Here is a 13,454-nt window from a genome sequence, read left to right on the forward strand (position 1 = left end):
GCCGGTGCGCCGGTGCGCCGCTAGATATGAATGCTGCCCTGCAGGTAGAGCACGGCATGGCCGGCCACGCGGACCCGATCGCCGTCGACACGACACCGCAGCTCGCCGCCACGCCGCGACGCCTGATGCGCCCGTAACGAAGTTTTGCCCAGGCGGTCGCTCCAATACGGCGCGAGCCCGGCATGAATCGAGCCGGTGACCGGATCTTCGTCGCCGCCGTTGGCGGGCCAGAAGTAACGCGAGACAAAATCGTGGGCGACGCCCGGCGCGGTGACCACCACGTCGAGCGGCGCCAGCGCTTTCAGCGCCGCCAGATCCGGTGAAATCTGGCGCACCTGGTCCTCGTGCTCATACACGGCGAACCAGGCCTGACCGCTGCACAACACCGCTTGCGGCGCCAATCCGAGCCCTTTAAGCAGTTCGGCTGGCGGGTGTTCCACCGGTTTTGGCGCGCGGTTGGGGAAGTCCATTTCCAGCAGCCCATCCTCGACCTGTTGAACCTGAATATCGCCGACCGCGGCGGCGCGGAAGGTCAAGGGTGGTGTCGCCAGGCGCTGCTCCAGCAGAACGAACGCGCTGGCCAGCGTGGCATGACCGCAAAAATCTATCTCCGTCATGGGCGAGAACCAGCGGATCGCGAACGCACCGTCGCCCTCACGCACCACAAACGCCGTCTCCGACAGGTTGTTTTCCAGCGCGATGGCCTGCATTTGCGCGTCGCTCAGCCAGTTCTCCAGCGGCACGACCGCCGCCGGATTCCCCTTGAACGCTTCGTCTGTGAAGGCGTCGACCTGGAAGATGGGCAGTTTCATCCTTTGCTCCGTGCATATGCATGCTCGCCGGCCGGCATGCGACGCCGCAGTGTCGCCGCAGCCGGCGCGGCCGGCAACAGCGCCAGGCGCTTTACCCGCGGGTCAGACGCCCGGGCGGCTGCTCGCTGTCAAGGTCGGCTTTATCGGCTCCGCAGGTGCCGCCGGCTGGCACTGAGTATGCGCACCGGGCTGGAGGTAGGGCTGAAGGATGGGTGCCATGCCCTTGAGCACCTGCACCGGCAGCGCCGAGGTAAAACGGAAGCTGTCCGCGCCACGCCCCGGTACATAGGCGGTCAGGGTGCCGAAGTGATTAGGGCCCAGGTAGAACACGAAGGTCGCGGTGCGGTTGAGCGCCAGCGAGCTGATGAGCCGCCCGCCGGCGCCGACGGTTTGGATGCGGTTGTCGCCGGTGCCAGTCTTGCCACCCACGCGTAACGGCTCGCCGTCGGCCTGCAGAAAGCTGCCGCGCAAGCGCCGTGCGGTGCCGCCCTCGACCACGCTACCCAATGCATCGCGCAGCGCCGCGGCAACCTCGCTGGGAAGAACCCGCTCACCGCGATCCGGAGCGATGCCCAACCGGGTCTCATAAGGCGTAGCGCTGGCGAAGTGCAGGCTGTCGATGCGCACGCTGGGCAGCCGCACGCCATCATTGACGATGATGCCCATCAGTTCCGCCAGGGCGGCTGGACGATCGCCGGAGCTACCCAGCGCAGTTGCCAGTGACGGCACCAGGTGGTCGAACGGATAACCCAACCGTTGCCAGCGACGGTGGATATCGGTGAATGCTTCGACCTCGAGCATGATGCGGATGCGGCTGTCGCGCGCGCTCTTGTGCCGACTGCGGAACAGCCAGCCGTAAACTTCCTGACGCTCCGCACTACTGGCGGCGATGACTTCGGTGATACCCGCTTCCGGGTGTTTGGTCAGATAGCCGAGCAACCACAGGTCCAGCGGGTGGACGCGTGCGATATAGCCTTGGTCCGGCAGGCTGTAGGCGCCAGGCGCGTAGCGCGTATAGAGGGAGTCGAGCAGTTTCTCGCCCAGATCCACGTCCGGCAGCCGCTCATGCAGGAAGCGGTCGAAGCTGGCGCGATCAGCCTCGGGCATCAGATAGCGATGCACCGCGGCCAGGCGGGACGGCGTGGCACGCATGCCGTCGAGCAGTACCTCGATACGTTCGTTGGTCGTCTTGCCGCGGTATTTCTTCCAGAATCGCTGCAGAAACACCGAGCCTTCGCGGTCGGCGAAGCGCCGCAGATATTCAAGGCGCTCAGGGTTGTCATCGTTTTTCAGCAATTCGACGCCATTGGCCGTCTGGTAGGTGCTGTAGCTGACCAGATCGCGCATCAGCCGCACGAACGGAAGGTTGATCGATTCCTGCAGCGCCTCGCGCATGCTGGGCAGGCGGCCATCGTCCTCGTGTCGGAAGTTGCCGAAACGGTGCATGCCCGCGCCTGTGAAGAAGCGCTCGGCAGGGCTCGCGGAGTAGCGGCGTTCCAACGCGGCATCGAGCATGGCCGGCAGGCTGCGGTCCTCATTCTGAATCAGGTAGCCCAGCGCCCAACGCGTCAGCGGGTCGACCGCCTCGGCCTTGCGCAGCGCGGCGACCTCACGACTGGCGTAGCGCTCATGCAGCTCGGCGATGACTTCCAGGTAAGTGGTCAAGACCCGCAACTTGGCAGTCGAGCCAAGTTCCAGCTTGCTGCCCTCGTTGATGTCGAAGGGCTGGTTGGTATTGTCCGTCTGCACCCGCACACGGAAGCCCTGCTCGCCGCGCTCGAACAGCGTGAAGCTGTAGCGCACATCGCCCGTGCGTTCCGGTGACAGCATGCGTTCGCCAAATAGCCCGACCTCACCGGCGAACTCAGGGTCGGCCAGTTGATGCAAATAGTCGCTTACGCGGCGCTGCAACTCACCGTGCAGCGGCGTGGTGGCGGCCAGATCAAGCCGGTCCAGCTCATACAGCGACACGCCCAGCAGGCTGCTCAGCCGCATGCGCGCAGCGGTGATGCCCTTGCTCGAGGGTACTTCGCGAATGCCGGGCTCACGGCGCAAGTCACGATAGCTGACCTTCTGCAGCAGCGCGGCATTGCGCAGCCGAGTGCTGATCACTCCACCGTTCGCCAATAGGCGGATATGACTGTCGGTGAGCGCAGCCATGTCCTCGCGCCCGGCACCGAGGTAATAGGACGGGCGCCGCTGGGCAATCAGCAGGGAAAGCACCTGACGCAGCGCCAGGCCCTGTGCCTCGTAGCTGGTGCCGGCATTGCGGCGCGAATCGAGCACACGGTTGACCTCGGCGAAATCCGCGCCGAACCACAGGCGCAGGCCATCGGCAATGCCATGCACCTCGCCATGCCCGTAGGCGGCGGAAAGTGGCACGCTGTTGAGGTAGTCACGCACGATGCGCTGGCGAGTGACCATGGTCATCTGGCCTTCGCGGTAGGTCCGCACGCTCGCCGATACCATTTGCCGGAGCTTTTCCTCAGCGTTGCCGGTACGCCCTTCCGGCGAATGCCGGTACTTCTCCACCTGTGTGGCCAAGGTACTGCCACCCGCTGCCTGGACCGGCAGGCCGAGTTTCTTCTCGACCTGGCTGACGGCGGCCAGGGTGAAGCGTGGCCAGTCCACCGCCGGGTTGGCCTTGGGACGGCCAGGATTGAGCAGGCCCCGATCCTCGATGAACATCAGGCTCATCGCCACCAGCGGCGGAACGTCGTCGAACGTTTCGTAGTACTGGTGCGGGTAGCTGTTTTCGTACAGCGGCTCGCCGCGGCAATCGTCGATGGTAAGGCCCGCCTGCGACTTCTCCGGGTAAGGCACGAAGAAACCGCGGTCTGCATAGCTGGCCAGCGCGGGCGAAAAACGCACCTGTTCCTGAATATCGAAACCGCGAGCGGTCAGCCGCTGGAGAAACTCCGGCAAAGCGGAATAGCCCAGGCGGCGGTCGAAAGGACCCGCTTCGGGAAAGAGGATACGGTCACTGGCCCCCGCTTCGAGGCGATAGTCGAGCTTGTCGGCGTAGCGGCTCAGCCACAGCGCCTGCAACTTGGAGGTGTGCATCTCATGCCAGGCGGCATATCCGCCACCGGCCAACAGCGATACGCCGAGCAACAGACTCATCCGCCGAGCGAGGCGGCTGCCGCTGCTGCGTTTTTTAGGGGGACTACCCGGGCTCGGCTGGCGTTTACCCCTACCCGCCCGGGATGTGTCGGATTGCCATACTGCGCCCATCTTCTTTGGCCTGGCTTCCTTGAGGAATCATAGGCTTAAGCTTAGCTGGCGGCGCTTATCAGGCGAGTTTCAGTAGACGAACGGAGCGGCACCGGTCGGACAGTTCCAGCCGGCTTTTCCACCCCTTCAAATCCGCCACTGGTTACTCGATCCAGCGTGGATAAAAGCCTAGTTGCGCCTGCACCTCGTGAGCCCGAACCGGCAGGATGCCCGCCGGCAGCGGGGTGCGACCCGCATGAGGCTCGGCTGGGTCGCCATCGAAAAAGAACCGGCGCCCATCGTCAAGCCGCAGGAACAAGCCTAGCGCACCGTGCCCGGGACGCTTGACCAGCACTAGCCGTTCGTCGCCAAGCAGGTCGAGGCTCTCCTCGAAGCCCAGATAGGGACGCCGCTCGAAGGTCAGCGGGCGCCATTGCACCCCATGCGCGAACTGCGCCGGAATGACCGCAGGCGGCGTTGCCTCGCGAACATAGTCGATGCCTTCTGCACTGGCGAGCACGGGTACCTCGGCGAAGTCGGCCAGGCCCGAGGCATAGCCCCAGCGTGCGCAGGCCATTAGCACCTGATCGACCCGAACGCCGTCCGCATCTAGCTGGTCGCGCACAGGCCAAACCTCCCCGTAGGGCTTATTACGCCACGGCAGCACACTGTCGAGCTGTGCGTCGACCTGCCGGCCTAACCCCGTGCCGAAAAGCAGCCGTTGACCCTGATGCTCGATCAGTACGGCGAGGTAATCGACCGGCGCCTGCACGACCCAGGCGCCGTCTCGCCAGCGGTATTCGGTGCTCGCAACCCCCTGGCCGGTACGCACCAGGCTGAAACGAATTTCAGCAGCCTGCACGGCACCCGCGACCAACAGGCACACAGCGACTATCCATTGGCGACGCATGGCTTAACCCTCCCCGAGCGGTAGAAACGGCGAGGGCTCGGGCGTCGCGAACGCCAGTGGAAGACGACCCTGTCGCCACGTCCAGCGCCCCGGCGTGAACGCTAGCATCCGCTCGGCGCCAACTGGCGGGACGATACCGAACTCCGCGTACTGCTCGGGCCAGACCAGTTCGGCGCGCGCTTCCAACTGGAGCAGATCGCCCCGCTCGAAGTCGATGAACAGCAAGCCGCAGCGCGGCTCGGAAATCAGGTTACCGAGGGTGTTAAACAGCCTGTTGCCGCTGTAGTCAGGCAGCCACAGGCGACCGTCTTCACCGAACCGCAGCAGGCCCGGCGGCCCGCCACGGTGCGAGATGTCTACGCCGCCGCCCTCGGGGTTGGGGCTGCTGCTGGCTATAAAAAGGGTATCGGCCTGCGCCACCCGCTCGCGCCAAGCCGAATCGATGCCGATGCCGGAAAGGCTTACGCTCGGCTCTCTGATAACCGGCTGCCACCGCCGCGCCTGGATGTACTTGGGGCAATTGCCGAATGCCTGCGCCACGGCAACGCTAAGGCCAGCTTCATCGCACTCCACGATGCGCCCGTTCATGCGGTTGCGCCGCCGGCTATGCCACTCAAGCCCCAACACACCAATCGCCGCCAAGGGCCGCAGACAGTTGGCGATTGGATCGTCCGGTTCGGGCTGCGCGGCAATGCTGAGCACTTGCGGGTGTGGTGACCAGGCAAATCCGGGTGCGCCCCAGAGGATCGAGGCATGCGGCTGGCCCTGTTCGTCTACCGCTCCGAGCAACAGTGTCGGCAGTTGCGTGAAGAACTGCCGGTGCGGGTCCGGCATGAACGGCAGGATCATCCGTTCGCCGATCTGCTCCATTTTTTCGCGCACGCCCACTCGGGCCTGCATCCAGCGCTCACCGTCATGAAAAGGCGTGCCCATGGACGTTCCCCTATTCCAGGCCGGGCATGCCGACATAGCCCGGCAGCTCACGGATGCGGGCAAACCAAGCTCGCAGCGCCGGATATGGCGCAAGGTCCAGCCCGCCTTCGCCGGCTAGCGCGGCATAGGGGTACACCGCAATGTCGGCGATGGTCGGGGCGGTGGTTTCTGCAAGCCACGTATGCGTTGAAAGGTGTTGTTCCAATAGCGCCAGCGCCGCTCGCGCACGGCTCTCTGCCAAGGCCTGATCGACAGGCATCCTGAATACCCGCCCGAAGCGCGCCGTGGCCGGACCGTGGTGCATCTCGTTGGCGGCGAAGCTCAGCCAGCTCGCAATCCGCGCCTGTGTCAGCACATCCTGCGGATACCAACCGGCATCGGCATGACGCAGCGCCAAGTACACAAGAATGGCTTGGGAGTCACTCACCCGGGTCTCGCCGTCTTCGAGTACCGGCACTTGGCCGCGTGGATTGAGTGCCAGAAACGCCAGACGCTTGTGCTCGCCGTTACGCAAGTCGACGGATACGATTTCTGCTGGCTGGCCGATCAGCCCGAGAAACAGGCGAGCCTTGTAGCAATTACCGGAGAGGGTGAAGTCATGGAGTTTCATCGGGTCGTTCCTTGTACGTTAGGGGCGGACTCGATAATAGACAGACCTGTCTGTATAGTACAAGCGCAATTTGCTGCCCCTCCCCAACAGGGCCGCTGCCTCCCGCATAATGACGGCCCGAGGAGATCTAAATGGCTACGAACAAACGCGACCTGCTGCTCGGCACTGCCGAGCGGCTGTTCTATACAGAGGGCTACCACGCCACCGGCATCGACCGGATCCTGAGCGAGTCGGGCGTGGCGAAGATGACCCTCTACAAACACTTCAAGTCGAAAGACGAGCTGATCCTCGCGGTGCTCGATGCGCGCCACCAGCCAATGCTGGAGCGGCTCGCGGCGGCGCGCGACAAGCGGCCACCACGCGAGGCGCTGTTGGGTGTGTTCGACGGTCTGGACGCGATGATTCACAGCCCCACGGCGTTTTGCGGCTGCCTGTTCATCAATGCTGCGGCCGAATATCAGGACCGTGACCACCCGATCCATCAGCGCGCCGCCTTACACAAGGCCCGGTTCAAAGGGCACCTGCTGGCGCTGTTGGAGGATATGAAAGCCGAGCAGCCTGAACGGCTGGCCCGTCAGCTGCAGTTCCTAATCGAGGGTGCGCTGAGCATGGCCCATATCGAAGGCCCGGCCGATCAGGCCAAGCTGGCTAAGGCCGCCGCCGAGCAGCTGCTCCAAACGGCCGGCCTCTGAGCGGGGCCGGCCGTCTAGATTGGCTCAGGCCGAAGTGCTGGGCTTCACTTTGAACCAGGCGGCATAGAGCGCCGGCAAGAATAGAAGCGTCAAGGCCGTCGCCACGATCAGGCCGCCCATGATCGCTACCGCCATCGGGCCGAAGAAGACGCTGCGCGACAGCGGAATCATTGCCAGCACCGAGGCCAACGCCGTGAGCACGATAGGCCGGAAGCGTCGCACGGTGGCGTCGACTATCGCGGTGAGGCGGTCTTGCCCCGCGGCGATGTCCTGCTCGATCTGGTCCACGAGGATCACCGAGTTGCGCATGATCATTCCTGACAGCGCGATGGTGCCCAGCATGGCGACGAAGCCGAACGGCTTGTTCAGTAGCAATAGGAACAGCGCCACGCCAATCAACCCCAGCGGTGCGGTCAGGAACACCATGGCTGAACGCGAAAAGCTCTTGAGCTGTAGCATCAGCAAGCTCAGCACGACGATGATGAACAACGGCATCCCGGCGTTAACCGAGGCCTGACCACGGCTGGAATCCTCCACCGTGCCGCCGACCTGCAACAAGTAACCGCTCGGCAGCGAGGCGCGGATGTCGGCGAGGCTCGGTTCAATCTGCTGAACGATCGTAGCCGGTTGCTGATCGCCGTAGATGTCCGCCCGGACGGTCACTGTCGGGAGGCGCTCGCGGTGCCAGATCACGCCCTCTTCGAAGCCGTATTCCAGAGTCGCAACTTGCGACAGCGGCACGCTACGCCCATTGGCGGTGGGGATTGCCAGGCTCGGCAGCATCGACAGGGATGCGCGCTCTTGTTCCGTCCCGCGCAGAACGATCTCGATCAGCTCGTTGTCCTCACGGTACTGGCTGGCCGAAGCGCCGTTGAAGGTGCGGTTGAGGAATTGAGACAGCTCGGCCGTCGTCACCCCAAGCGCGCGGGCCCGCTCCTGGTCGATGTGCAGCCAGACGACTTTGCTTGGTTCCTGCCAATCCAGGTGGACATTGGCGACATGCGGGTTCTCACGCACCTTGGCAGCCACCTGGCGAGCCAGCGCGCGGGCGACGTCGATGTGCTCGCCCATGACGCGGAACTGCACCGGGTAGCCGACCGGCGGCCCGTTTTCCAGCCGACTGACACGCCCGCGCAAGGTTGGGAAATCTTCGCGCAGACGTTCGATCAACCAGCTGCGCAGGGCCTCGCGTTGCTCGATGTCCTCGGCCAGCACGACGAACTGGGCAAAGCTGGTTGCCGGCAGTTGTTGATCCAGCGGCAAGTAGAAGCGCGGCGAGCCGTTGCCGACATAAGCCACGTAGTTATCGATTCCCGGACGCTCAGCAAGCATCGCTTCCAGACGCCGCACCTCGGCCTCGGTCGCCTTCAACGACGCACCCTCGGCGAGCTTGAGGTCGACCATCAGCTCCAGGCGGCTCGAAGCCGGGAAGAACTGTTGCGGAACGATGCGAAACAGCGCAATCGAGCCGACGAACAGCGCCAGTGTCAGCAGGATCACCAGGGCGCGATGGCTGACGCAGTACTGAATGACCTTCCGCACCCGCTGGTAGAACGGCGTCGCATAGGGATCATGCGCGCCTGCGCCATGCTTTTCGGCGTGCCGACGTGCCAGGTCCGGTAGCAATTTTTCCCCGAGTAGCGGGACGAACATGACCGCCGCAATCCAGGAAGCGATCAATGCGATGGTCACTACCTGAAAGATCGAGCGTGTGTATTCACCCGTGCTGGACTGCGCTGTGGCGATCGGCAGGAAGCCGGCCGCGGTGATCAGCGTGCCGGTCAGCATCGGGAATGCCGTGCTGGACCAGGCATAGCTAGCCGCCTTGAGGCGGTCGAAGCCCTGCTCCATCTTGATCGCCATCATTTCCACCGCAATGATCGCGTCATCGACCAGCAGGCCGAGCGCGAGCACCAGCGCGCCAAGCGAGATCTTGTGCAGGCCAATGTCGAAGTAGTGCATGGCGGCAAAGGTCATCGCCAGTACTAGCGGAATCGATAGCGCGACCACTAACCCGGTGCGCACGCCAAGCGAAAAGAAGCTCACCAGCAACACGATCACCAGGGCCTCAACCAGCACCTTCACGAACTCGCCAACGCCAGTCTTAACGGCCGCGGGCTGATCCGACACCTTGCTCAAGGCCATTCCCGCCGGCAGATCTTGCTGTAGACGTGCAAATTCGCGCTCGAGCGCTTCGCCCAGCATGAGGATGTCACCGCCCTCCTTCATCGACACCGCCAGCCCGATCGCCGGCTCGCCCATGAAGCGCATACGCGGCGCCGGCGGGTCGCTGAAGCCACGATGCACGTCGGCTACATCGCCAATGCGAAAGGTGTCGTTGCCGACGCGAATCGGGAAGTCACGGATTTGCTTGACCGTCTCGAAGCTACCGGTGACACGAAGTTGTACCCGGTCGCTCGGTGTTTCGACAAAGCCCGCCGACATGACCGTGTTCTGCGCTTGCAAAGCCTGCCGCACCGCGTCCAGAGGCACGCCAAGATTCGCCAGCTTGACGTTGGAGAGCTCGATCCAGATCTTTTCATCTTGCAGACCGATCAACTCGACCTTGCCGACGTTGCGCACACGCTGAAGCTGTAGCTGGATACGGTCGGCGTAGTCCTTGAGCACGGCGTAGTCGAAACCCTTGCCGGTCAGCGCGTAGATGTTGCCGAAGGTGGTGCCGAACTCGTCGTTGAAGAACGGGCCCTGAACCCCGGCCGGCAGTGTGTGGCGGATGTCACCGATCTTTTTGCGAATCTGATACCACAACTCCGGAATCTCGTCGGAGTGCATCGAGTCGCGGGCCATGAAGGTGATGTTGGACTCGCCCGGGCGCGAGAAGGACACGACGCGCTCGTATTTGCCCGTCTCCATCAGCTTCTTCTCGATCCGTTCGGTAACCTGCCGCGAGACCTCCTCGGCAGTCGCACCCGGCCACTGGGTCTGGATAACCATGGCCTTGAAGGTGAACGGTGGGTCTTCGCTCTGCCCGAGCTTGCTGTAAGACAGCGCGCCGACGGCAGCGAGCAAGAGCATGAGATAAACGACGATCTGCCGGTTACCGAGCGCCCAGGCGGAAAGGTTGAAGCGCATGCGATTACTCCTGGGCAGCCAACACGACGGCGCGATTGTCCCGGTCCACGGGTCGCACCTGCTGCCCCTCGTGCAACATCTGCACACCGGCGAGCACGATCCAGTCGTCAGGTTGCAAGCCTTCGAGCACCGGCACGAGGGTTTCGCCGAACGGGCCCGTCCGAACCCTTACGCGCTCCAGCGTGGCATCGTCCCTTACACGCCAGACGAAGGCGGCACCCTGTTCTGCCGTGACGGCCGACAGCGGCACGGCTAGCGGCGCCTCTGCGTCGATCTGGATCGACACCCGGGCGCTCTGACCTAGCTCGGCAGGCACATCCTCGTCACTGAACGCGACACGCGCCGAGTAGGTGCGCGATTGTTGGTCTGCAGCAGGCGAAAGCTCGCGAATACGTCCCGGGTATTGCTGGCCAGGCTGCGACCAGAGCTCTACCGCCACCTGCTGGCCAACTGAATGCCGCTCGAAGGCCTGCTCCGGAAGACTGATTGCCACCTCGCGCTCGCCGTCGGCGGCAAGCACAAAGGCCGTCTGACCGGCAGCGACCACTTGGCCGACCTCGATATGGCGCTGGGCGATGACGCCATCACGCGTAGCACGCAAGACCGCGTAGCCAACCTGGTTGTCGGCAACTTCGAACTCTGCCTTGGCCTGCTGAAGACGCGCCTGTGCCGAACGGAAGGCATTTTCCGATGCATCGAACTGAGAGCGGCTAACCAATTGCCGCCCGAGCAGGGTCTTGTAGCGCTCGTGCTCGGCGCGCGCCGCTCGCAGGTTGGCCTCGGCTGCCGCAACCTGAGCGCGGATGCCTTCCAACTGCAGACGAACGTCCTGAGGGTCCAGGCTGGCGAGGGGCTGGTCCTTGCGGACTCGGTCACCCGCCTCCACCAGCCGCTCGACAACCTTGCCCGGGATGCGGAACGCCAACTCAGGCTCGTAGCGTGCGTGAACCTCACCCGGGTAGTTTTCCACCGACTCGCTTGCCGGCTGCGGCTGGACGACCATCACCGGTCGCGGCGGGAGTTGCTCGGCCGCCTCTTCGCTGCAACCGGCAAGGAAGACGAGGGCTAGCACACCGAGCAAGGGAAGCGGCGGACGGATCACGTTGTGACTCTCTCTGTCGAAAGGCGGGTTTGTAATAGTTGTACCGGCCGGTATAGTAAAAATCCCGTACCGACCAGTCCAGTATTAAAACGCGCATGTCAGAACGCCCCGTCGCCGCCGGCCCAGGCCGCCCGAAAGACCCCGCCAAGCGCGAAGCCATCTTGGCTGCTGCGCAGGTATTGTTCCTCGCCAAGGGCTACGAAGGCAGCAGCATGGAAGCCATCGCCGCCGAGGCCGGCGTCTCCAAACTGACGCTATACAGCCATTTCGGCGACAAGGAAGCCTTGTTCTGCGACGCGGTGAAAAGCATCTGCGAGACACGACTGCCGCGCAGCCTGTTCATGCTTGAACCGCAACGCACCATTGAAGAGGTGCTTCTGGAGATCGGCCGCGCCTTCCATGCGCTGGTCAACAGCCCGGAATCCATCGGCTTGCATCGGGTGATGGTGGCGATGGCGACGCAGAACCCGACGCTGTCGCGTATGTTCTTCGACGCCGGCCCCCTGCGGTTGCTCTCGGATCTGGAAGGCATGTTCGCCGTGGCCGACCGCCGTGGGCTGTTAGTCACACCCGAGCCGCTGAACGCGGCCGAGCATTTCTGCGCATTGGTCAAAGGCGGCGCGCATTTCCGCTTGATGATCGGCTACAGCGGGGAGCCCTCTGCAGCCGAGGCCGAGCAGCACGTGCGTGAGGTAGTCGCGATGTTCCTGCGCGCCTACGGCAGGCGTGGCGAACCCGCCTAACGAGACGCCACCGCCTGGGTTCAGTCGTGGCTCAGCGCGCCGATCCGGTGGATCGACAGGTCCGCTCCGTTGAACTCTTCTTCCTGACTCAGGCGAATGCCGATTGTCGACCTGAGCAAACCGTATACGGCGAAACCGCCAGCCAGGGCAACGAGCACACCCAGTGCCGAGCCGGCGAGCTGACTGAGAAGGCTGACGCCACCGAGCCCACCCAGCGCGTGTTGACCGAAAATGCCGCAGGCGATACCGCCCCAGACCCCACACAGGCCGTGCAGCGGCCAGACGCCAAGGACGTCGTCGATCTTCCACTTGGCCTGCGCCGCGGTGAATGTCCAGACAAACAGGGCGCCGGCGACCAACCCCGTCGCCAACGCACCAATCGGGTGCATCAGATCGGAGCCGGCGCAGACGGCAACCAAGCCAGCGAGCGGCCCGTTGTGCAGGAAGCCGGGATCGTTGCGGCCGACCAACCAGGCGGCCGCGGTACCGCCGACCATCGCCATCAGTGAGTTCAGTGCAACCAGCCCGCTGACCGCTTCGAGCGTTTGCGCGCTCATTACGTTGAAGCCGAACCAACCGACGATGAGAATCCACGAACCCAGCGCAAGGAACGGAATGTTCGAGGGCGCGAAAGCCACCAGGCGACCATCGCGGTAGCGGCCGTTGCGCCGCCCCAACAGCAAGACCGCGCCGAAGGCCAGCCAGCCGCCCATCCCATGCACCACTACCGAACCGGCGAAGTCATGGAAAGGCGCACCGAAGGCTGACTCCAACCATGCCTGCATTCCGAAATTCCCATTCCATACCAGGCCTTCGAAGAAGGGGTAGATGAACGCGACGATGAGCAGCGTCGCGCACAGCTGAGGCCCAAACTTCGCCCGCTCGGCAATGCCGCCAGAAATGATCGCCGGTATGGCCGCCGCGAAGGTCAACAGAAAGAAGAACTTGACCAGCGAGTAACCGTTATCCGCGATCATTTGGTCGGCGGGTTGGATGAATGTCACGCCGTAGGCGACCCAATAACCGATGAAGAAATACGCCAGGGTCGAGACCGCGAAGTCGGCGATGATCTTGGAAAGCGCGTTGACCTGATTCTTCAGGCGCACCGTTCCAACCTCCAGAAAGGCGAAGCCGGCGTGCATCGCCAGTACCATCACCGCGCCCATCAAGATAAACAGCGTATTGGCGCCGTGTACCAGTACTTCGACTGCACTGCTTGGGTTGTCCATCGACTGGGTCCTACAAGGAAATTCGCACCAAAACAGCAAGCGGAACCCTTTGAACGCACCAGAATGCATCACGCAGGCATAGCCGCTTGCCATCTCTCTTGTCGAGGAGCAATCCCG

General features: G+C 63.7%; 10 protein-coding genes. 2 read left to right on the forward strand and 8 right to left on the reverse strand.

Annotation, left to right across the window (positions count from 1 at the left end; translation table 11 throughout):
• Window positions 1–20: 20 nt before the first annotated feature.
• From KXR72_RS08490 to KXR72_RS08510, 5 genes are all read right to left on the reverse strand, one after another.
• The gene (locus KXR72_RS08490) at window positions 21–800 is read right to left on the reverse strand and encodes a PhzF family phenazine biosynthesis protein (RefSeq protein WP_437421325.1); all 780 of its coding nucleotides are present in this window, start codon (window positions 798–800) and stop codon (window positions 21–23) included.
• A gap of 114 nt (window positions 801–914) precedes the next feature.
• Entirely contained in the window at window positions 915–4,046 is a 3,132-nt protein-coding gene (locus tag KXR72_RS08495) for a transglycosylase domain-containing protein (protein ID WP_437420671.1), read from the reverse strand.
• A 142-nt stretch (window positions 4,047–4,188) separates the two neighbouring features.
• Complete coding sequence (locus KXR72_RS08500) at window positions 4,189–4,935, reverse strand: Zn-dependent hydrolase (protein ID WP_437420672.1); 747 nt, start codon at window positions 4,933–4,935, stop codon at window positions 4,189–4,191.
• Between the two features lie 3 nt (window positions 4,936–4,938).
• The gene (locus KXR72_RS08505; RefSeq protein ID WP_437420673.1) at window positions 4,939–5,868 is read right to left on the reverse strand and encodes a pyridoxamine 5'-phosphate oxidase family protein; all 930 of its coding nucleotides are present in this window, start codon (window positions 5,866–5,868) and stop codon (window positions 4,939–4,941) included.
• 10 nt (window positions 5,869–5,878) lie between these two features.
• Window positions 5,879–6,478 carry a glutathione S-transferase family protein gene (locus tag KXR72_RS08510; protein WP_437420674.1) on the reverse strand — a complete coding sequence of 200 codons (600 nt, stop codon included), beginning with the start codon at window positions 6,476–6,478 and terminating at the stop codon, window positions 5,879–5,881.
• 131 nt (window positions 6,479–6,609) lie between these two features.
• On the opposite strand from KXR72_RS08510, the gene KXR72_RS08515 reads away from it, so the two are divergent.
• Window positions 6,610–7,170: a TetR/AcrR family transcriptional regulator gene (locus KXR72_RS08515; RefSeq protein ID WP_437420675.1), complete on the forward strand. Its 561-nt coding sequence runs from the start codon at window positions 6,610–6,612 to the stop codon at window positions 7,168–7,170.
• Window positions 7,171–7,194: 24 nt separating this feature from the next.
• On the opposite strand, the gene KXR72_RS08520 is transcribed toward KXR72_RS08515, so the two are convergent.
• Together KXR72_RS08520 and KXR72_RS08525 are read right to left on the reverse strand one after the other, a co-directional pair.
• Window positions 7,195–10,263 carry an efflux RND transporter permease subunit gene (locus KXR72_RS08520; protein ID WP_437420676.1) on the reverse strand — a complete coding sequence of 1,023 codons (3,069 nt, stop codon included), beginning with the start codon at window positions 10,261–10,263 and terminating at the stop codon, window positions 7,195–7,197.
• Between the two features lie 4 nt (window positions 10,264–10,267).
• Window positions 10,268–11,365 carry an efflux RND transporter periplasmic adaptor subunit gene (locus tag KXR72_RS08525; protein ID WP_437420677.1) on the reverse strand — a complete coding sequence of 366 codons (1,098 nt, stop codon included), beginning with the start codon at window positions 11,363–11,365 and terminating at the stop codon, window positions 10,268–10,270.
• A 95-nt stretch (window positions 11,366–11,460) separates the two neighbouring features.
• Here KXR72_RS08525 and KXR72_RS08530 point away from each other — a divergent pair, with 95 nt between their 5' ends.
• Window positions 11,461–12,108, forward strand: coding sequence for a TetR/AcrR family transcriptional regulator (locus KXR72_RS08530; protein ID WP_437420678.1), 648 nt, complete (start codon window positions 11,461–11,463; stop codon window positions 12,106–12,108).
• Between the two features lie 20 nt (window positions 12,109–12,128).
• Here the strand turns inward: KXR72_RS08530 and KXR72_RS08535 are convergent, their stop codons facing one another.
• The gene (locus tag KXR72_RS08535) at window positions 12,129–13,337 is read right to left on the reverse strand and encodes an ammonium transporter (protein WP_437420679.1); all 1,209 of its coding nucleotides are present in this window, start codon (window positions 13,335–13,337) and stop codon (window positions 12,129–12,131) included.
• Window positions 13,338–13,454 lie beyond the last annotated feature (117 nt).

Origin of the sequence: Stutzerimonas chloritidismutans (genome assembly GCF_051486945.1) — a bacterium.
GTDB classification, from domain to species: domain Bacteria; phylum Pseudomonadota; class Gammaproteobacteria; order Pseudomonadales; family Pseudomonadaceae; genus Stutzerimonas; species Stutzerimonas chloritidismutans_B.